General features: G+C 58.9%; 20 protein-coding genes. 8 read left to right on the top strand and 12 right to left on the bottom strand.

Annotated features, from left to right (window positions below; translation table 11 throughout):
- Positions 1-86 precede the first annotated feature (86 nt).
- Both ABLU88_RS11710 and ABLU88_RS11705 read left to right on the top strand, forming a co-directional pair.
- Entirely contained in the window at positions 87-446 is a 360-nt protein-coding gene (locus tag ABLU88_RS11710) for a type II toxin-antitoxin system RelE/ParE family toxin (protein WP_025107572.1), read from the top strand.
- The gene (locus tag ABLU88_RS11705) at positions 430-753 is read left to right on the top strand and encodes a DNA-binding transcriptional regulator (RefSeq protein WP_004126838.1); all 324 of its coding nucleotides are present in this window, start codon (positions 430-432) and stop codon (positions 751-753) included. The genes ABLU88_RS11710 and ABLU88_RS11705 overlap by 17 nt, the downstream gene beginning before the upstream one ends.
- An 82-nt stretch (positions 754-835) precedes the next feature.
- Here the strand turns inward: ABLU88_RS11705 and ABLU88_RS11700 are convergent, their stop codons facing one another.
- The 8 genes from ABLU88_RS11700 to ivbL all read right to left on the bottom strand — a co-directional run bounded on the left by ABLU88_RS11700 (position 836) and on the right by ivbL (position 8787).
- Positions 836-1288, bottom strand: coding sequence for a DUF1198 domain-containing protein (locus ABLU88_RS11700; RefSeq protein WP_025107571.1), 453 nt, complete (start codon positions 1286-1288; stop codon positions 836-838).
- Between the two features lie 177 nt (positions 1289-1465).
- Positions 1466-2857, bottom strand: coding sequence for a hexose-6-phosphate:phosphate antiporter (gene uhpT, locus ABLU88_RS11695; RefSeq protein WP_004126843.1), 1392 nt, complete (start codon positions 2855-2857; stop codon positions 1466-1468).
- A 145-nt stretch (positions 2858-3002) separates the two neighbouring features.
- Complete coding sequence (locus tag ABLU88_RS11690) at positions 3003-4322, bottom strand: MFS transporter (RefSeq protein ID WP_014227316.1); 1320 nt, start codon at positions 4320-4322, stop codon at positions 3003-3005.
- A 9-nt stretch (positions 4323-4331) separates the two neighbouring features.
- Positions 4332-5813, bottom strand: a complete 1482-nt coding sequence (gene uhpB, locus ABLU88_RS11685) for a signal transduction histidine-protein kinase/phosphatase UhpB (RefSeq protein WP_162557350.1) — start codon at positions 5811-5813, stop codon at positions 4332-4334.
- A 17-nt stretch (positions 5814-5830) separates the two neighbouring features.
- The gene (uhpA, locus tag ABLU88_RS11680; RefSeq protein WP_004107112.1) at positions 5831-6424 is read right to left on the bottom strand and encodes a transcriptional regulator UhpA; all 594 of its coding nucleotides are present in this window, start codon (positions 6422-6424) and stop codon (positions 5831-5833) included.
- 182 nt (positions 6425-6606) lie between these two features.
- Entirely contained in the window at positions 6607-6897 is a 291-nt protein-coding gene (ilvN, locus tag ABLU88_RS11675; RefSeq protein ID WP_004855635.1) for an acetolactate synthase small subunit, read from the bottom strand.
- 3 nt (positions 6898-6900) lie between these two features.
- Complete coding sequence (gene ilvB, locus ABLU88_RS11670) at positions 6901-8589, bottom strand: acetolactate synthase large subunit (protein ID WP_348836569.1); 1689 nt, start codon at positions 8587-8589, stop codon at positions 6901-6903.
- 102 nt (positions 8590-8691) lie between these two features.
- Positions 8692-8787 (bottom strand): ilvB operon leader peptide IvbL, encoded by a 96-nt coding sequence (gene ivbL / locus ABLU88_RS11665; RefSeq protein WP_004107123.1) that lies wholly within the window; start codon positions 8785-8787, stop codon positions 8692-8694.
- Between the two features lie 581 nt (positions 8788-9368).
- Here ivbL and tisB point away from each other — a divergent pair.
- The 4 genes from tisB to emrD all read left to right on the top strand — a co-directional run bounded on the left by tisB (position 9369) and on the right by emrD (position 12242).
- On the top strand, positions 9369-9458 hold the full coding sequence (tisB, locus tag ABLU88_RS11660; protein ID WP_004107126.1) for a type I toxin-antitoxin system toxin TisB: 90 nt from the start codon (positions 9369-9371) through the stop codon (positions 9456-9458).
- A gap of 71 nt (positions 9459-9529) precedes the next feature.
- Positions 9530-9976 carry a GNAT family N-acetyltransferase gene (locus ABLU88_RS11655; protein ID WP_004855646.1) on the top strand — a complete coding sequence of 149 codons (447 nt, stop codon included), beginning with the start codon at positions 9530-9532 and terminating at the stop codon, positions 9974-9976.
- Between the two features lie 70 nt (positions 9977-10046).
- On the top strand, positions 10047-10880 hold the full coding sequence (locus ABLU88_RS11650; RefSeq protein ID WP_014227319.1) for a DMT family transporter: 834 nt from the start codon (positions 10047-10049) through the stop codon (positions 10878-10880).
- 177 nt (positions 10881-11057) lie between these two features.
- Complete coding sequence (emrD, locus tag ABLU88_RS11645) at positions 11058-12242, top strand: multidrug efflux MFS transporter EmrD (RefSeq protein WP_004855651.1); 1185 nt, start codon at positions 11058-11060, stop codon at positions 12240-12242.
- A gap of 246 nt (positions 12243-12488) precedes the next feature.
- On the opposite strand, the gene dsdC is transcribed toward emrD, so the two are convergent.
- On the bottom strand, positions 12489-13418 hold the full coding sequence (gene dsdC, locus ABLU88_RS11640) for a DNA-binding transcriptional regulator DsdC (RefSeq protein ID WP_009654317.1): 930 nt from the start codon (positions 13416-13418) through the stop codon (positions 12489-12491).
- Between the two features lie 223 nt (positions 13419-13641).
- Between dsdC and dsdX the strand changes: the two genes are divergently transcribed.
- Together dsdX and dsdA are read left to right on the top strand one after the other, a co-directional pair.
- Entirely contained in the window at positions 13642-14979 is a 1338-nt protein-coding gene (gene dsdX / locus ABLU88_RS11635; protein WP_004116631.1) for a D-serine transporter DsdX, read from the top strand.
- A 17-nt stretch (positions 14980-14996) separates the two neighbouring features.
- Positions 14997-16325, top strand: coding sequence for a D-serine ammonia-lyase (gene dsdA / locus ABLU88_RS11630; RefSeq protein WP_014227321.1), 1329 nt, complete (start codon positions 14997-14999; stop codon positions 16323-16325).
- A gap of 52 nt (positions 16326-16377) precedes the next feature.
- Here the strand turns inward: dsdA and ABLU88_RS11625 are convergent, their stop codons facing one another.
- The 3 genes from ABLU88_RS11625 to ABLU88_RS11615 are packed head-to-tail and all read right to left on the bottom strand — an operon-like array spanning position 16378 to position 17604.
- Positions 16378-16908: a radical SAM protein gene (locus ABLU88_RS11625; RefSeq protein WP_004855659.1), complete on the bottom strand. Its 531-nt coding sequence runs from the start codon at positions 16906-16908 to the stop codon at positions 16378-16380.
- Positions 16905-17267 carry a DUF202 domain-containing protein gene (locus ABLU88_RS11620; RefSeq protein WP_014227322.1) on the bottom strand — a complete coding sequence of 121 codons (363 nt, stop codon included), beginning with the start codon at positions 17265-17267 and terminating at the stop codon, positions 16905-16907. The genes ABLU88_RS11625 and ABLU88_RS11620 overlap by 4 nt, the downstream gene beginning before the upstream one ends.
- On the bottom strand, positions 17257-17604 hold the full coding sequence (locus ABLU88_RS11615) for a DUF202 domain-containing protein (RefSeq protein ID WP_348836591.1): 348 nt from the start codon (positions 17602-17604) through the stop codon (positions 17257-17259). The genes ABLU88_RS11620 and ABLU88_RS11615 overlap by 11 nt, the downstream gene beginning before the upstream one ends.
- Positions 17605-17684 lie beyond the last annotated feature (80 nt).

Here is a 17684-nt window from a genome sequence, read left to right as displayed (position 1 = left end):
ATCACGTTCTTAGGTATTTCAGAACAGTAAGAGGAAGAAATAACATAGCACTTGGTGCTATATTTATGGTTACAGGATGTCAGCCAATGCGTGTTTTTAAAACGAAATGGTTTACCAGGGAAGCCCGGGCCCATGCGATTGATGATGGCGAACTCTGCAAAGCGATTGAAGCCACTCTCCAGGGAAAAGCAGATAACCTTGGTGGCGGCGTTTACAAAAAACGCCTCAATAAAAATCGCGATCGCGCAATTATTCTGGCAAAGGGCGCTGAGCATTGGTTTTACACATTTTTATACGCCAAACAGGATATCGCCAATATCGATAACCGAGAACTCGCGGCGTTCCGTGAGTTAGCCAGGCATTATTCCCTTCTCAGCGAGGAGAAAATGGCGGCATTGGTTAAGAGAAAAGAATTGGTGGAGATTTGTCATGACTGCAAAAACTAAATTCAAAAGCCCCGCCTTTGAAGCTATCCATAGCGCTGCAGCAGGTTTATACAGTGTTGATGCGATCGCGCAGGAGACAATGCGCAGCTTTGATGAAACATGCATCAGCCGCGTAAGCGATTTCCAACCTGGTGAAATTAAGGCTCTACGTGACCAACTCAACGTCAGTCAGCCGGTTTTTGCCCGCTATCTGAACACCAGCGTTTCCACGGTCCAAAAATGGGAAAGCGGGGCAAAACGCCCCGGTGGGCTGGCACTGAAATTACTCACCATCGTGCAAAAACATGGGTTAGAGGTACTGGCATGATGGCTTTGTTGCGATGACTTATGCACCGGTGGCCTCGTCGGCGTGACGTTTAACGAAGCCAACAGTGCACCGGAAAGTGATATCAGTGCAGCCAGTGGACGCCATCCTCCGGCAAAAACAGCGCGTTATAGCGCTCCTGCAAAGCGTGCAGGTCGCTCACTTCCGGCTCCAGCTCGCGAAGAAAACCTTGTGCCAGGCGGATTTGCGCTTCGGTAATCGGCGCCGCGAGGCGGGACTTTTTCATCAGCCGATACCAGTAGTGCAGGTTCTGCTCACTGCCGTCGACGATAGCGACCTGCCAGACCAGCAGCACCTGCGCGGCATTTTGCAAATGCGCTTCATTCGGCCGCTCCAGGTAGCGCAGATACTCGTTGCCGGCGGTTTTTCCCAGCTGATCGATCATCGATTCCAGCGGTACCGGCGTAATGCCTAATCGTTCGCTCAGACGGCGAATCGCACGGCGTGAATCAGAGGTAAGCACCCGAAATCCCACAACAAATACCACTATCAGCGTGGCCAGTCCTAACCAGATCATGCATCCTCTCATTCAATCGCAGCCCCACTATCATAATGGGAAATTGCCCGCTGTCGACTGCCGGAAGTACCATAATGTGACTTATCGCGGCCCCGTATCGCTATCATCAAACCGCCCGGCAAGAGGCATAAAAAAGCCCGGCGCAGGGGCCGGGCAACGTGACTCACACCCAATGACTCAGGCAGTCTGCAACGTTTGCGTCTTTTTCTGACGGCGGATTTTACGCTCCTCAAACACCGCGACGATGGCCATCAGGCAGATGCAGCCAATCGCCGCCGCATCCAGCGCCGCAAAGGTGCCCGCCCAGCCGGTGAGGCCGAAAATCGGCGTACCGTCGGCAATCATCCCGAGGCCGAGCTTGGCGAAGCTGTCGCCGATCAGATAGGCGAAGGTGCCCTTGATCCCGTCGGCAGCGCCAATCGCCTTTTTCGGCACGAAACCTACCGCGGCAACACCGATCAGCAGCTGGGGGCCAAACACCAGGAAGCCCAGCGCAAACAGCGAGGCGAGATAAACGTATTGATTGCTGGCATGCTGATAAACCCCCAGGGTGGCGATAATCAGCGCCAGCGCAACGCAGGCCACCAGCGCGCGACGACCGTTTGCCAGATCCGACAGCCAGCCCCACAGCAGCGTGCCCACCAGCGCGCCCACTTCAAACAGGGTAAAGCCCTGAATCGCCACCTCTTTGGAGAGCTTCAGCTCCTGGAAAGCGTAAACGGTGGACCACTGGTCGATACCGATGCGCACCACGTACAGGAAGATATTGGAGAAGCACAGCAGCCAGATGACTTTGTTCTTCAGTACGTACTCGACGAAGATCTGCCATTTGGTCATGGCGTTCTCTTCCGTCTCTTTATCCTCTTCGCTGATCTCTTCGCCAAACAGCTCTTCGGCGTTACCGAGACCGTAGGATTCCGGGGAGTCGCTGCCGAAGCGCAGGCCGATAAAACCGACGATCAGCGCGATAATCGACGGGAAGATAAACATCCCGATCACGTGGCCGTCGAACAGGTAGTTGGCGCCAAACAGCGCTACGCCCGCCGCGCCGGCGCCGCCGAGGTTGTGAGAAATATTCCAGAAGCCGAGGAAGGTGCCGCGCTTACGGCGAGGCGTCCACTTGGTAATAGTCGAATAGCTGCATGAGCCGCCGGTGCTCTGGAAAAAGCCGCTCAGAGCGTAGAAGGCGATCATCAGGAACAGGCTGGTCGACCCTGCCCCCATGCTGGCGCTGAAGCCAAGCATACAGATGGCCGAAAGGATCAGCATAAACGGTAGAAACTGCTTGGTGTTCTTACCGTCTGCGTAGTAAGAAACCAGCGTTTTACCCACGCCGTAGGTGATTGAGAATCCGAGACCGATCATCCCCAGCTGCGTCATGCTCAACCCGTAGGTGGAGATCATGTCGTTCTGCGCGATGTTAAAGTTTTTGCGGATCAGGTACATGGTCAGATAGCCGATGAAAACCACCAGATACGACTGCATGAACGGTTTGAACCACATTTTGCGCCGCGCTTCGAGCGGCAGGTCCAGGGTTGGCTTACGCACCTGGTTTAAGAAGGCCAGCATGATTGGGTGACTCCTGAGCTGATTTAGTACCTGCGAATGGCAGGCATTGTAAAAATCAGCCGGGAGACTCGCCTGAGACAGCGTCCAGGCGAAACCGGGAAAATTTCTTAGTTTTACGCCCTTCGGCGAAGAAAGGTGAAGTGGGTCACGCTTCTCGCGGCGCCTGGGCGTTTAAAAACGGCAGCAGCAGCAGGGCGGAAATGCCGGCGGCAATGGCGATAACCACGAAAAAGCCGCTCCAGTGCCAGATTTCCATCACCTGCGCCAGCGGCCAGCCGGAGAGCGATGCGCCAAGATAGGCAAACAGGCCAACAAAGCCGGTTGCCGCCCCCGCCGCCTCTTTGTGCGAGCACTCCGCCGCCGCCATGCCGATCAGCATTTGTGGGCCAAAAACGAAAAAGCCGGTCGTGAAGAAGCAGGCCGCCTGCATCACGTAGCTGGCGAACGGCATCAGCCAGAGGCCGCCCACCGACAGCAAAATCCCGGCGGCGAAAATCAGGTTCATCGGCCCGCGGTTGCCGTTAAACAGTTTATCCGAGCCCCAGCCCGCCACCAGCGCGCCGATAAAGCCGCCCACCTCGAACATGGTGACCGCCGAATTCGCCGTGACCAGATCGACGCCGAGCGTTTCCGACATATACAGGTTGCCCCAGTCGTTAATCGCCGCGCGCACCACGTACACCAGCACGTAGCACAGCGAGAGCAGCCAGATATAGGGATTCAGCAGCACGTATTTGGTGAGGATCTCTTTACGGGTCAAGCCAGCCCCTTCCTGCTGCTGGGCAATCTCCAGTTCATCGTGCCGCCAGTCGCCCACGGCGGGCAGTCCTACCGCCTGCGGCCGGTCGCGCAGCCGCCAGCAGAGAAACAGCCCGGCGAGGATCGCCAGCATGCCGGCAATCATCATCCCCGTTCGCCAGCCGTAGTGCAGCGCCGCCGCGCCAACCACCATCGGGATCAGCGCCCCGCCGACGTTATGCGCCGTATTCCATAGCGCCCACCAGCCGCCGCGTTCGGTGCGCGAATACCAGGTCGTCAGCAGACGGGCGCACACCGGCGAGCCCCAGCCCTGGAAGAAGGCGTTCAGCGCCCACAGCAGCGCGAAGGCCCACAGCGAAGTGGAAAAGCCAAACAGAATATTCACCACGCCGGTAGCGACCAGACCGATGCCCATAAAATAGCGGGCGTTAGAGCGGTCGCTGACGATACCGGAGAAAAATTTCGACAGCCCGTAGGTGATGTAGAACAGCGTTGCCAGCAGGCCGATATCGCTGCGCGTCAGCACGTTGCTGGCGAGGATTTCCGGCACGGCGGCGTTAAAGCTTTTACGCGTAAAATAAAACAGCGCATAGCCCAGCCAGATGGTCAGCAGAATATGCCGACGCCAGTAGCGGTAGCGCGCGTCCAGCGCCGGTTTGTCGGTAATCGGCGGAGCAGCGGGCGGGGATTTCAAAAAGGCAAACATCGTCGCTCCTCAGGCGTAGCGCAGCGGCAGGCTGACGCAGACGCGGGTGCCGTGGGTGCAGGAGATGGTTAAGGTGCCGCCCAGCGCGCTGACGCGCTCGCGCATGCCGGTCAGGCCGAAGCCCTGCTGACCGGAGCCCGGCGGCAGGCCGCAGCCGTCGTCCTCCAGCACCAGCATCAGCCGCTGCTCCTGCTGCCAGCCCTGCAGCGTGACGGCGCTGGCGCTGGCGTGTTTGACGATATTATTCAGCCCTTCCTGGCAGACGCGGAACAGGGTGACGCGCTGGTTTTCGCTCAGCAGCGACTCATCAATACGCCACGCCAGATGGCTGACCATACCGCGGTCCTCCAGCTCCATTTCGCGCATCAGCGAACGCACCGCCTGTTCAAGCGTCAGGTCGTCCAGCTGGCGCGGGCGCAGGCGGCCCAGCAGGCGGCGCACCGAATCATAGACGCCGAGCGAAAGCTGCTCAATCAGCTGGCCGCTCTGCCTGACGCTGGCGCTGTTGGGCGCCAGACGCTGGACGATCCCCGCCTGAGTACGGATGGCGGTGATCGTCTGGCCGATATCATCGTGCAGCTCGCGGGCCACCTCGCGGCGCACGCTCTCTTCGGTTTCCAGCAGGCGTTCCGCCAGCCGCTGGTTGCGCACCAGCTCGTTTTGCAGCGACTGATTCAGCTCGCGCAGCCGCTGAATGCCAGCGCCCAGCAGCAGGCCCGTCAGGCTTTGCGCCAGCAGCGAAAGCAGCAAATCCACCGGATGATCGTGCCAGCTCTGGCTGGCAATCAGCGCGATGGCGTTCATCAGGGTCGCGATCAGCGCGCCCTGCCAGCCGTAGTGCCAGGCCAGGGCGATAATCGGCAGCGCCAGGCAGAAGGGCGTAAATCGCGAGAGCTCGGCGGGCAGCCCCAGCTGGAGCCAGAGGCTGACGCTGAACAGCAGCAGATACCAGATAAGATGCCGCCCGCGCCAGTTTACCGGCTGCGAGACCAGCGATGGCCCCAGCGGCCGCCAGACGGTACTGGTAAGGTAGTGCCAGATAACCAGGCAGGTAGGCGCCAGCGTCAGGCCGCCGGTCAGGGTCAGCAGCAGCGCGTTCAGCCCCTCCTTGCCTTCCGGCAGCCACGGCAGCGACTGGAGCAGCGCAGCGGCGATCAGCGCCCCTCCCTGGCGCAGCAGGGTGAGCCAGTCGCGCTGCTGGCGATAGCGTGAGATCAGCGCCACCGGCAGCAGGGTCAACAGACTTCCGGTCATCAATATTATCGGGTGCGCCAGCGCCACTTCCTGCGTCAGCCAGAAGATCAGCAGCCACTCAGCGCCCAGCAGAACCGGCCAGTAGCCGCGCGGACACTGCAGCATCAGGCCAAGACGCAGGCCAAAGGGGAAAAGCAGCACCGCAAGGTCGGCACGCTCCACCAGGTGCAGGCTGATGCTCCACAGGCAAAACCACGCGGCGGAAAAGATAAAGCAACAGCCGATAACCGAGAGCAGCCGGGAGAGAAAGGCGTTCATTGCCAGCTATCGAACATGCGGCGCGCCAGCTCGACGTCGTTGCTGACGCCCAGCTTTTCCAGCAGATTAGCGCGATGAACGTGCACGGTTTTTGGCGACAGGCCCAGCTCGGCGGCAATCTCTTTTACCGCCATCCCCTGCGCCAGCTTTTCCGCCACCTCGCGTTCGCGTTTGGTGAGCGGATCCCGTCGCCCGGCCGCCAGCTTCATGGCGATATCCGGCGTCAGGTAGCAGCCGCCGGCCGCCACGGTGCGGACGGCGGCGATCAGCTCATCCGGGCTGCAGCGCTTGGAGAGAAAGCCGCGCGCGCCGGCGTTCAGCGCCTGCTCCACCAGCGCCGGGCTGTCGTGCACCGACAGCATCACGATCGCCATCCCTTTCGGTAGCTGGCTTAACAGCTCAAGCCCGGAGATATCCGGCATCGAGATATCGCAGATACAGACCTGCACGCCGCGGCCGGGCAGCCCCGCCAGCGCTTCGCGCCCGGAACCGAATTCGGCGACGACCTGAAAATCGGCTTCCAGCCCCAGCAGCTGGGCAAAGCCGGAGCGGACGATAAGATGATCGTCAATAAGGGCGATTGTGGTCATGGCGATTCCTGGGGAGGATAAAAAACGCGCTTACCTTAACGGTATAAACGTCATCCTTCAAGCTGCCTCTGTTCCCCCCAGTCACTGACTTCACTCAGCTCCCGGGGGATTCTCAGACTTGCCGCCCTGATGCGGCTTGAGTGATTTTGTTTATCGCGCGCCGCGGATCAAGCCGCGAGCGATTATTCGAAGAACACCGCGATTTTGCTGAACATGGAGGGATCGGACTGATTGCGCACCACCTTCTCAACGTCTTCCAGCTTTTCGATCTGGCTAATCATCTGCCCGAGGCGCTGATCGTCGTTGACCAGTAGCCAGATGCGGCTCTGGTTGCTGTCCGGGATCGGCAGACAAAGAATGCCTTCCACGTTAAATGCGCGGCGGGCAAACAGGCCGCAAACGTGGGTCATCACGCCAGGGTGGTTGCGCACGGTGAGCTGTAGAATAACGTTTTCATGAGTCGCTTGTTGCATGGCTTATTCCCCCACCATTTCAGTATTGGCCGCACCCGGCGGTACCATCGGATACACTTTTTCTTCGGCATCGATACGCACGTGGATCAGCGCCGGACCCGGGCGGTCGATAATCGCCTGCAACGCCGCCTGCGGATCGGCTTCGTTATTTAAATCACAGGTTTGCAGACCAAAACCGGCGGCGATCTGCATAAAGTTGATCATGCCAGGATAGGTCGCGGCGAACACGCCCTGCTTATAGAACAGGCTCTGCTGCTGGTGAACCAGCCCCAGCGCTTCGTTATTCATCAGGATGATTTTTACGTCCAGCTGATTTTCCGCCGCGGTAGCCATTTCCTGAATGTTCATCATCAGGCTGCCGTCGCCGGAGAAGCAGATGACCTTGCGCTGCGGGTTAGCCAGCGCCGCGCCTACCGCGGCAGGCAGACCAAAGCCCATGGTGCCGAGGCCGCCGGAGGTCAGCCACTGGCGCGGGCGGTTGAGCGGATACGCCTGCGCGACCCACATCTGGTGCTGGCCGACGTCGGTGGTCACGATTGCCTCATCGTCAACGCAGGCGGCAACGGCGTTAATCAGGCCATAGTGGGTAAGCGGGTCTTGCTCCTGCGGAATGGTGCAGGGGAACTCCCGCTGCAGATCGGCCACCAGCTGCAGCCATTCGCTGCGCGGCTGCGTCTCGACCTGCGGGATCAGCTGCGCCAGCACTTCGCCAACATCGCCCTGAATCGCTACGTGCGGCTGTTTGATTTTACCCAGCTCAGAGCGGTCGATATCAACGTGGATAATTTTCGCGTTCGGGCAGAACTGCTCGGTTTTACCAATCGCCCGGTCATCAAAACGGGCGCCTAAAACAACCAATAAATCAGCCTCTTGCAAAATAAAATTGGTACTGCGCGCGCCGTGCATCCCCAGCATGCCCAGCGACAGCGGATGCGCTTTCGGCAGCATCCCCAGCGCCATCAGGGTCTGGGTGGTTGGCAGGTTGGCTTTTTCCGCCAGCTGGCGAATGGGCTCAGGCGCGTTGATCACCCCACCGCCCAGATAGAGCACCGGACGCTGCGCGGCGTTAATCATCGCCGCCGCTTCACGCACGCTGGCGCTATCGAACGTCGGAGGCGCCGTACGGGCGCCGGGTTCCGGCAGGGCGTCAAGCTCAATGGTCGCGGCCTGAACATCCTTAGGAATATCTATCCACACCGGCCCTGGTCGCCCGGACTGCGCGATGCGAAACGCGTCGCTTATCACCTGCGGCAGCTCAGCAATGTTGCGTACCAGATAGTTATGTTTCGTGATGGGGATAGAGATACCGTAGGTGTCGACTTCCTGGAAAGCGTCGGTGCCGATCATTGAGGCCGGAACCTGGCCGGTAATGCACACCAGCGGAATCGAATCCAGACGGGCGTCGGCGATAGCGGTGATCAGGTTAGTGGCTCCCGGGCCGCTACAGGCCATACACACCGCCGGTTTGCCCTCGGTGCGCGCCATGCCCTGGGCAATAAACCCCGCGCCCTGCTCGTGACGCGCCAGAATATGGCGGATCTGCGTGCTTTGGCTTAACGCATCGTAAATGGGAAGGATGGAGCCGCCCGGAATGCCGCTGACCGTGGTGATCCCCTGACGCTCCAGTAAATGAACGACTAACTGTGCGCCAGTGAAGCGCATTTTTTGTGATGTTGTGCCCGAACTTGCCATGCTCCAGTCCTTTTATTCTGGGCCGACTTACCGGGGGGCATGAAACGAAAAACCCCGCTCGGTTTGCGCCGGCGGGGTTTGGAATTCGTGTTGTTCCGGACCCTACGGCGCGTTGCCGACGACGACCACCACAGACACGACGACCACCGCGGCAGGCGCGGTTAGTAGTAGGGTCGAAGTCAGCGTGGTAGCGTTCATGAGGGACCTGTTGTCTCAAAAAAGGGAATGAATTTATACAAACACAGCTTTTGTCATTTCACAATGGATTTATTTTCAACCAGGAGAAACTGCGCGGAAGATCACATTAATTTGCGGCGGGATAAAAACAAAAAACCCCGCCGCGGCGAGGTTTTCTGTTCGGTGTTTTTACGGTTGGTAGCCGCAAGCACACTGTATTACGTCAACGAAAAAAGTATACGCGATCGGGGAAGAAGGCGCAATTTTCACGATGGTTTTTGCTGATTTAGAGTATGGATCGCATATACAAATTTGTCCAAAAAATACTGTTCATATATACAGTATTCATTCTATACTGAGGGGGTACGCAGGGGGAATCTGGGGCCGCACTTTTACCGGCGCAAAAAAGTCCTGGCTGAAACGGGTGGTGCCGTCAGCGCCTTAACCCCAGAAGAGCACACTGTGTTACGTCAACAAATACCCCGAATTATTGAGTCCGCCACCGGCAGGTGGCGCCTGAATATGACGGGTATACCCTGGCTGGCAACAGGCGGCGGAAAGGTACGCCAGCCGGTTGTGCTCCTGAACCAGAGGAGACGCGTATGGGCGGAGTGGATATCGTTGTTCTGATCCTGAAACTCATGGTTGCCGTGTTGCAACTACTTGATGCAGTCCTGAAGCAGTTCCGCTGATTCAGGTTCAAGTCGCACCTGAGAGGGGCGGGAAACCGCCCCTCTACAGGCTAACCTGACGGAGAAAAATTATGGCACCGTTGTTGATCGCCGCTATCACCCCGGACGAACCCGGTTTTTCGGCGCTCCGCGCCGAAAGCCTGGCGCAAAACCTGAACATGCTGCGTCGCCTGGCGGAGAACTGGCAGAACGGGGAAAACCGTTTTAACGCGCCGGGAGAAAAGCTGCTGGGGGCTTTTGCGCACGGGCAGCTGGTGGGCGTGTGCGGGCTTAACATCGATCCTTTTAGCCAGCAGCCGCGGGCCGGTCGCATCCGCCATTTGTATATCGCCGAGCGCCATCGTCGGCAGGGGATCGGGCATCAGCTGCTGGTCTCGGTTATCACCCACTCCGGCAGCAGCTTTGATTTTCTCAACACCCATGCGCCGTCAACGGCCTGGTCGTTTTATGAAAATCTGGGATTTCGCCCGATATATGATGAACCCCGGGTCACCCATCGTCTGTTCTGTTCGCTCTAGCCGCCGCTGGCTGCTGAAGAGTGCGCATGTTACAGTCCGTTGACGATTTATTCCCCAGCGCCAGGCCGCAATGACCATTACCGTATTCTGTATTTTGCTGTTCGCCGCCCTGCTTCACGCCAGCTGGAACGCTATCGTTAAAGCCAGCGGCGATAAAATGTACGCGGCGGTAGGCGTTAGCGGCTCTGCCTCGCTCATCGCCCTGGTTCTGCTCCCTTTTGCCCCCCAACCCACGCTCGCCAGCGTGCCGTTTCTTGCCGTCTCCTGCGCGCTACAGGTGGTGTATACGGTGCTGGTGGCAAAAACCTATCAGGTCTCGGATATGAGCCAGACCTATCCGCTGATGCGCGGGACCGCCCCGCTACTGGTGGCGATAATCAGCGTCGCCTTTCTTGGCGACACTCTCTCCCCGCTGGCGTGGCTGGGCATCGGCGTCATCTGCCTGGCGATTCTGGCGATGGCCTTTAACGGGCGCGCCAGTTCGAGCCAGGGTATCGTACTGGCGCTGATCAACGCCTGCTTCATTGCGGGCTACACGCTGGTTGACGGAACCGGTGTGCGGCTTTCAGAAACCGCGCTGGGCTATACCCTGTGGACCTTTTTTATGAACGGCTTCTGTCTGCTGGGCTGGGCGATGATTGCCCGACGCCCGCAGGCCAGCCGCTATCTGCGCCAGCACTGGAAGAAAGGCATGGTCGGTGGCGTCGGTACCATGGGCTCCTATGGCCTGGCGCTGTGGGCCATGACCCAGGCGCCGCTGGCGGTGGTGGCAGCCCTGCGCGAAACCTCGATTCTTTTTGGCGCAGTTATCGCGTTTATCCTGTTGAAAGAGAAGGTAGTTCCATTGCGCATCGCCGCCGCCTGCGGCATTGCCGCCGGGGCGATTCTGCTGCGGCTGTCGTAATCCACCCATGGCAACATTAGTTGCCGATTGTTGTTTACAAAACCTGCCTGAACATCCCCGACAATCCCCCCTTACAGGGTTGTTCTGTCATTTTTATGTGGTAGATTCCTCCATCGTTTAGCGGGTGTGCCAGTCACATATTCTTCATCTTCAACTTTATACAAAGTATTCATCGACATGAAACGGCATAAGAACTTCAATTTGTTGTTGATGCTGGTGCTGCTGGTGGCCGTAGGCCAGATGGCGCAGACCATTTATATTCCGGCGATTGCCGATATGGCGATATCGCTCAACGTTCGCGAAGGCGCGGTGCAGAGCGTGATGGCCGCTTATCTGCTGACCTACGGCGTCTCGCAGCTTTTCTACGGCCCGCTCTCCGATCGCGTTGGCCGCCGCCCGGTGATCCTGGTGGGAATGTCCATTTTTATGCTGGCGACGCTGGTTGCCATTACCACCCATAGCCTGCCGGTGCTGATTGCCGCCAGCGCAATGCAGGGGATGGGTACCGGCGTCGGCGGCGTGATGGCGCGAACCCTGCCGCGCGATCTGTATGAAGGGGCGCAGCTCAGGCACGCCAATAGCCTGCTGAATATGGGGATTCTGGTTAGCCCGCTGCTCGCGCCGCTGATTGGCGGCATTCTCGATACCTTATGGAACTGGCGGGCCTGCTTCGTATTTCTGCTGGTACTTTGCGCCGGCGTCACCTTCAGCATGGCGCGCTGGATGCCGGAAACCCGGCCCACCGGCGCGCCGCGTACCCGGCTCATCACCAACTATAAAACGCTGTTCGGTACCGGCGCATTCAACTGCTATCTGCTTATGCTGATCGGCGGCCTGGCGGGCATTGCCGTGTTCGAAGCCTGTTCCGGCGTGCTGATGGGCGCGGTACTGGGTCTGAGCAGTATGTCGGTCAGCATTCTGTTTATTCTGCCGATCCCGGCGGCGTTCTTTGGCGCCTGGTTTGCCGGCCGGCCGAACAAACGCTTCCCGACGCTGATGTGGCAGTCGGTGATTTGCTGCCTGCTGGCGGGGGTGCTGATGTGGATCCCTGGCCTGCTGGGCGTGATGACCGTCTGGACCCTGCTGGTTCCCGCCGCGCTGTTCTTTTTTGGCGCGGGGATGCTGTTCCCGCTGGCGACCAGCGGCGCGATGGAGCCCTTCCCGTTCCTCGCCGGCACCGCCGGGGCGCTGGTGGGCGGGCTGCAGAATATCGGTTCCGGCGTGCTGGCGTGGCTGTCGGCGATGATGCCGCAAACCGGTCAGGGCAGCCTCGGCCTGCTGATGATGCTGATGGGATTGCTGATTCTGCTGTGCTGGCTGCCGCTGGCGTCGCGCTTTCATCAACACCAGCAGCCGGTTTAAGGCTTCATTGCGGGTTCCCCGGGTCGCGACGCGGGGCGTCTTACCCGGGCTACAAAATGACGGACGCCGATGAACCCGTAGCCCGGCTAAGCGCAGCGCAAGCCGGGAAGCGGTGGCGAATTATCAGCCCCGGCATATTTCCCGGAGGCGGCGCCTGACGCGCCTGTCCGGGCTACCGGTCCGCAAACGGAGGTAAACCCGTAGCCCGGTCAGCGCAGCGCCACCGGGATGAAACTAAGCCGGTCATCATAATTGCGCCTGACTCTGCAGCCAGTGGATAAAGGCGTCAATTTTCGGCCACTGACGGCCCGGCAGGGTCGTCACGTAGTAGTGCTGATGGCACTTCAGGGTCATCTCGCCGAACGGTGCGATCAGCTCGCCGCTCTCCAGGCGCTTTTGCACCAGCCGCTTACGCCCCATCGCCACGCCAACGTGATTCATCGCGGCAATCACCGCTAAATCCGAACGATCGAAGCCAATACCCGACGATTGCGGCAAATCTACGCAAAATGTCTGCGCCCAGCTGAACCACTCATCGGTGCCGGAATCGTTGCTCCACGCCTGCCGATCGTGCAGCAGCGTACAGTGACGAAGATTGCCGGGGTTCTGCTGTAGCTGATGCTGGCGCGCGTAATCCGCCGTGCAGACCGGTACGATGGCCTCATCCATCAGAAAATGGTGGCTCAGCTGCGAGGAAGGCGCATCATCGAAGTAGATTGCCAGATCGATGCCCGCGCGCTGCATATTGACGTTATCGTTGCCGGTCAGCACGGTAAGCGAGATCGACGGATAGCGGCGGGTAAAATCGCCGAGCGCGGGAACCAGCCAGCACTGGGCGATGGACGGGCGCGAATAGACCGTTAACGTCCCCGACAGCTCCTGGTTTTTAATATCCAGAATTTCCTGGTTCAGGCTATCCAGCGAGGACTTCAGCGCCCAGAACACCCGCTTACCTTCATGCGTCAGCTCTACTTTGCGGTGCGAACGCACAAACAACTGGATCCCCAGCTCTTCTTCCAGCTGATTGATACGGTGGCTCACCGCGCTGGGCGTCAGCGACAGCTCCTCCGCCGCCAGCGCAAACGACTCATGCCGGGCGGCGACTTCAAAGGTATACAGCTTCGATAGCTGCCAGCCGTTAAGCAGGCGAGTGCCTAACTCTTTTAGCGTCTCCATCTCTTACTCCTTCACTATTCCCCGCCGAGTGTAAGAAATTTTTCGCGCCAGCTGCGCGTTAAAGATGAATAAAAGTGATGCATAGCACACATAACAGACAATTTTAGAGCAAAATCACCTTTTTGATTCAATCTGACTCACCTGAAGGGCCGTTTATATCGTTTGTCAGCGCGTGCCGTTTTTCTGTTCAATACCCATAGATTATTCACAGGCGAGGTGGGGTATGGAATCTCAGATCTGGGTTGTGAGCACGCTGCTGATCAGCATCGTGTTGATTGTATTAACTATCGTCAAACTGAAGTTTCACCCGTTTCTGGCGCTACTGCTGGCAAGCTTTTTCGTCGGCGCCATGATGGGCATGAGCCCGCTGGATATGGTTAACGCCATTGAGAGCGGGATTGGCGGCACGCTGGGCTTCCTTGCGGCGGTGATTGGGCTGGGGACGATTCTCGGCAAAATGATGGAGGTCTCCGGCGCAGCGGAACGTATTGGCCTGACGCTCCAGCGCTGCCGCTGGCTGTCCGCCGACGTCATTATGGTGCTGGTGGGCCTGATTTGCGGGATCACCCTGTTCGTTGAAGTGGGCGTGGTGCTGCTGATTCCGCTGGCGTTTTCCATTGCCAAAAAGACCAACACGTCGCTGCTGAAGCTGGCCATCCCGCTGTGTACGGCGCTGATGGCGGTGCACTGCGTGGTGCCGCCGCATCCGGCTGCGCTGTTCGTCGCCAACAAACTGGGCGCGGATATCGGAACGGTGATCGTTTACGGTCTGCTGGTGGGCCTGCTGGCCTCGCTGGTCGGCGGCCCGCTGTTCCTGCGGCTGCTCGGCAACCGCCTGCCGTTTAAAGCGGTGCCGGCTGAGTTTGCCAACCTCGAAGTGCGCAAAGAAGAGACTCTGCCGTCGCTGGGCGCCACGCTGTTTACGGTGCTGCTGCCGATCGGCCTGATGCTGGTAAAAACCATCGCCGAACTGAATATGACTAAAGGCGGCACGCTGTATATGCTGCTGGAGTTTATCGGCAACCCGATCACCGCCATGTTTATCGCGGTCTTTGTGGCCTACTACGTGCTGGGTATCCGCCAGAATATGGGCATGAGCACCCTGCTGACGCACACGGAAAACTGTTTCGGCTCTATTGCCAATATCCTGCTGATTATCGGCGCAGGCGGGGCCTTTAACGCCATTCTGAAAACCAGCGGCCTGGCCGATACGCTGGCGGTGATTCTGTCGAACCTCGATATGCACCCGATTCTGCTGGCCTGGCTGGTGGCGCTGATTCTGCATGCCGCCGTCGGTTCCGCCACCGTCGCCATGATGGGCGCAACCGCCATCGTCGCGCCGATGCTGCCGCTCTATCCCGGCGTGAGCCCGGAAATCATCGCTATCGCCATCGGCTCCGGCGCGATTGGCTGCACTATCGTGACGGATTCCCTGTTCTGGCTGGTTAAGCAGTACTGCGGGGCAAGCCTTAACGAAACGTTCAAATACTATACCACGGCGACCTTTATCGCTTCGCTGCTTGCACTGGCCGGTACATTCCTGCTTTCTTTCATCATCTGAGCGCAAAGAGACGTAATATGAAAAACGCTGACATGACCACTTTACTCGCCCAGTTTCCTCTACTGGAGGAGCTGATAGCCCTGAAAGAAACCACCTGGTTTAACCCGTCAACGACGTCGCTGGCAGAGGGGTTACCCTACGTTGGCCTGACGACAGAAGACGTTCAGGATGCCCACGCCCGCCTCGATCGTTTTGCGCCCTATCTGGCGGAAGCCTTTCCGGAAACCGCCGCCACCGGCGGTATTATCGAATCCGAGCTGGTGGCCATCCCGGCAATGAAGGCCCGGCTGGAAAAAACCTTTCGTCAGCCCATTGCTGGCGATCTGCTGCTGAAGAAAGACAGCCACCTGCCGATTTCCGGCTCGATTAAGGCCCGCGGCGGCATTTATGAAGTCCTGACCCACGCGGAAAAACTGGCGATCGACGCGGGACTGTTAAACACAGCCGACGACTACCGCAAACTGCTGACCCCCGAGTTCAGGACGTTCTTCAGCCAGTACAGCATCGCCGTTGGCTCCACCGGCAACTTGGGGATGTCGATTGGCATAATGAGCGCGCGCATCGGCTTCAAGGTGACGGTCCATATGTCCGCCGACGCCAGAGCGTGGAAAAAGGCCAAACTGCGCAGCCACGGCGTGACGGTGGTGGAGTACGAAGAGGATTACGGCGTGGCGGTTGAGCAGGGGCGTAAAGCCGCCGAGTCCGACCCGAACTGCTTCTTTATCGATGATGAGAACTCGCGCACCCTGTTCCTCGGCTACTCCGTGGCCGGCGAGCGGCTAAAAGCGCAGTTTGCCCGCGAAGGGCGCGTGGTGGACGCCAGTCATCCGCTGTTTGTTTATCTGCCGTGCGGCGTTGGCGGCGGCCCCGGCGGCGTGGCGTTTGGCCTGAAGCTGGCGTTTGGCGATAACGTCCACTGCTTCTTCGCCGAACCGACCCACTCCCCTTGCATGCTGCTGGGGGTTTATACCGGCCTGCATGACCAGATTTCGGTTCAGGATCTGGGAATTGATAATCTGACCGCCGCGGATGGTCTGGCGGTAGGCCGCGCTTCCGGTTTCGTTGGCAGGGCAATGGAGCGCCTGCTGGATGGGTTCTACTCTCTCGATGACCAGACAATGTACGACATGCTGGGTTGGTTAGCCGAGGAAGAAGGTATTCGCCTGGAGCCGTCCGCGCTGGCCGGCATGGCCGGGCCGCAGCGGGTCTGCGCCAGCCAGGCGTATCAGCAGATGCACGGTTTCACCGCCGGGCAGATGCGCAATGCGACCCACCTTGTGTGGGCAACCGGCGGCGGCATGGTGCCGGAAGAGGAGATGGCGCAGTATCTGGCAAAAGGACGGTAAACCTCCCGTCAGGTCAACGCGATGGCGACGAAGCTTCTTTCGTCGCCATTTTTTAGCGCAGCAGATGCATAAGCTCAACCGGCGAACGGTGCTGATTGAGTAGATCGCGCAGAACGCGCATATAGGGGGCGCTCCAGCTATAAAACTGCCGGTAACCCTCGCATAGCGCATTGGAGCCATCCTCCAGACGCAGCTGCGGGCAGCCCCCACCGCATAATCTTAGCCAGGCGCAGCCCGCGCAGGCAGGCCCCGGCGGATTGTTGGCATACTGCACCGACTCGCCGCGCCAGGCGCGCAGCGTGGCCTCAAACAGCGGCACGACGATGCGGTTAGCATCTTCTTTAACCCAAATCGCAAACACCGCGCAGAGGAAATCCCCCCACAGCCGGGCGTCGGAAGGTTGCAGATGGGGAATAAACTTGATGGCCACGGCTCCCTGAGCGCTCAGCTGATGGTAGACACGCTCGGGGCGTTGGCACGCCTGACGATCGATAATGACTTCCTGTACCGGAAGATCGCTCGCCAGCGATTTGCAGTTACCGCAGTGCCGATCGTCACCGTAATCGGCCTGACATCCTGTCATGTCATATCCTTAATAAACAAAATCACCTGTCGTATATGGGTTACAGCAAACAACAATGACAGGGAAAGTACTGCGAATGCGATCAAAAATTTGTCACGAACCGCCTGCGGCTGAGCAAAATCGCTTTGCTCAACGTTCATCAGATTGCGGCTGCGGGTATAGCGCCAGAGGATGAGGGCGGCGAACGGCAATATGCACAGCGAAATCCAGAATGCGATCCCCGCCTGATGCCAGTGGTGCTTAATCGCCAGCGCCAGCAGCGCGCCATAGCCTAAAAGGGTGCGAAACCAGGCCAGCGACGTACGCTCCGGCTGCAGGCCCGGATCGCTCTCGCGACGCGCCCGGCGATTATCCGGCATAGAGCACCAGCGCCATCACCACCACGATGACGAGGGTCAGCAGAATACTGATCAGCAGCAGCGTGCGGGTATAGGGAAGATCCTGTTTCAGCCGCATCGCCTTTTCGTTGCTCAGCCAGCGTATATGGCCGTAAATCGCCAGACCGCCGGCAAACAGGCACAGCAGCAGCGCCAGAATTTCGCGAATCAGCGGCGTAGCGAAATCCGGCGCCAGCTGGTCCAGGCCGACGCCACCGGCTAAAAAGCCAAGCGAAGTGCGGATCCACGCCAGAAAGGTACGTTCATTCGCCAGCGAGAAGCGGTAATCCGGCGCTTCACCAAGGCGGGATATTTTCATCATGACTCCTTGATGGATTCCCGGTTGCGTAAAATACCGCCGATTCTACCTGACTGCCAAAGCGGAGGGCATTAATAATC

Origin of the sequence: Klebsiella sp. GW_Kp182, assembly GCF_040062275.1 — a bacterium.
Classification (GTDB): Bacteria; Pseudomonadota; Gammaproteobacteria; order Enterobacterales; family Enterobacteriaceae; genus Klebsiella; species Klebsiella michiganensis.
This window is presented reverse-complemented; position numbering and strand designations above follow the sequence as displayed.

Bases quoted from the DNA above. Each gene is read 5' to 3' on its own strand.
- ABLU88_RS11710 (WP_025107572.1), top strand. From the start codon at position 87: ATGCGTGTTTTTAAAACGAAATGGTTTACCAGGGAAGCCCGGGCCCAT.
- ABLU88_RS11705 (WP_004126838.1), top strand. From the start codon at position 430: ATGACTGCAAAAACTAAATTCAAAAGCCCCGCCTTTGAAGCTATCCAT.
- ABLU88_RS11700 (WP_025107571.1), bottom strand. From the start codon at position 1,288: ATGATCTGGTTAGGACTGGCCACGCTGATAGTGGTATTTGTTGTGGGA.
- uhpT (WP_004126843.1), bottom strand. From the start codon at position 2,857: ATGCTGGCCTTCTTAAACCAGGTGCGTAAGCCAACCCTGGACCTGCCG.
- ABLU88_RS11690 (WP_014227316.1), bottom strand. From the start codon at position 4,322: ATGTTTGCCTTTTTGAAATCCCCGCCCGCTGCTCCGCCGATTACCGAC.
- uhpA (WP_004107112.1), bottom strand. From the start codon at position 6,424: ATGACCACAATCGCCCTTATTGACGATCATCTTATCGTCCGCTCCGGC.
- ilvN (WP_004855635.1), bottom strand. From the start codon at position 6,897: ATGCAACAAGCGACTCATGAAAACGTTATTCTACAGCTCACCGTGCGC.
- ilvB (WP_348836569.1), bottom strand. From the start codon at position 8,589: ATGGCAAGTTCGGGCACAACATCACAAAAAATGCGCTTCACTGGCGCA.
- ivbL (WP_004107123.1), bottom strand. From the start codon at position 8,787: ATGAACGCTACCACGCTGACTTCGACCCTACTACTAACCGCGCCTGCC.
- tisB (WP_004107126.1), top strand. From the start codon at position 9,369: ATGGGCGGAGTGGATATCGTTGTTCTGATCCTGAAACTCATGGTTGCC.
- ABLU88_RS11655 (WP_004855646.1), top strand. From the start codon at position 9,530: ATGGCACCGTTGTTGATCGCCGCTATCACCCCGGACGAACCCGGTTTT.
- ABLU88_RS11650 (WP_014227319.1), top strand. From the start codon at position 10,047: ATGACCATTACCGTATTCTGTATTTTGCTGTTCGCCGCCCTGCTTCAC.
- emrD (WP_004855651.1), top strand. From the start codon at position 11,058: ATGAAACGGCATAAGAACTTCAATTTGTTGTTGATGCTGGTGCTGCTG.
- dsdC (WP_009654317.1), bottom strand. From the start codon at position 13,418: ATGGAGACGCTAAAAGAGTTAGGCACTCGCCTGCTTAACGGCTGGCAG.
- dsdX (WP_004116631.1), top strand. From the start codon at position 13,642: ATGGAATCTCAGATCTGGGTTGTGAGCACGCTGCTGATCAGCATCGTG.
- dsdA (WP_014227321.1), top strand. From the start codon at position 14,997: ATGAAAAACGCTGACATGACCACTTTACTCGCCCAGTTTCCTCTACTG.
- ABLU88_RS11625 (WP_004855659.1), bottom strand. From the start codon at position 16,908: ATGACAGGATGTCAGGCCGATTACGGTGACGATCGGCACTGCGGTAAC.
- ABLU88_RS11620 (WP_014227322.1), bottom strand. From the start codon at position 17,267: ATGCCGGATAATCGCCGGGCGCGTCGCGAGAGCGATCCGGGCCTGCAG.
- ABLU88_RS11615 (WP_348836591.1), bottom strand. From the start codon at position 17,604: ATGAAAATATCCCGCCTTGGTGAAGCGCCGGATTACCGCTTCTCGCTG.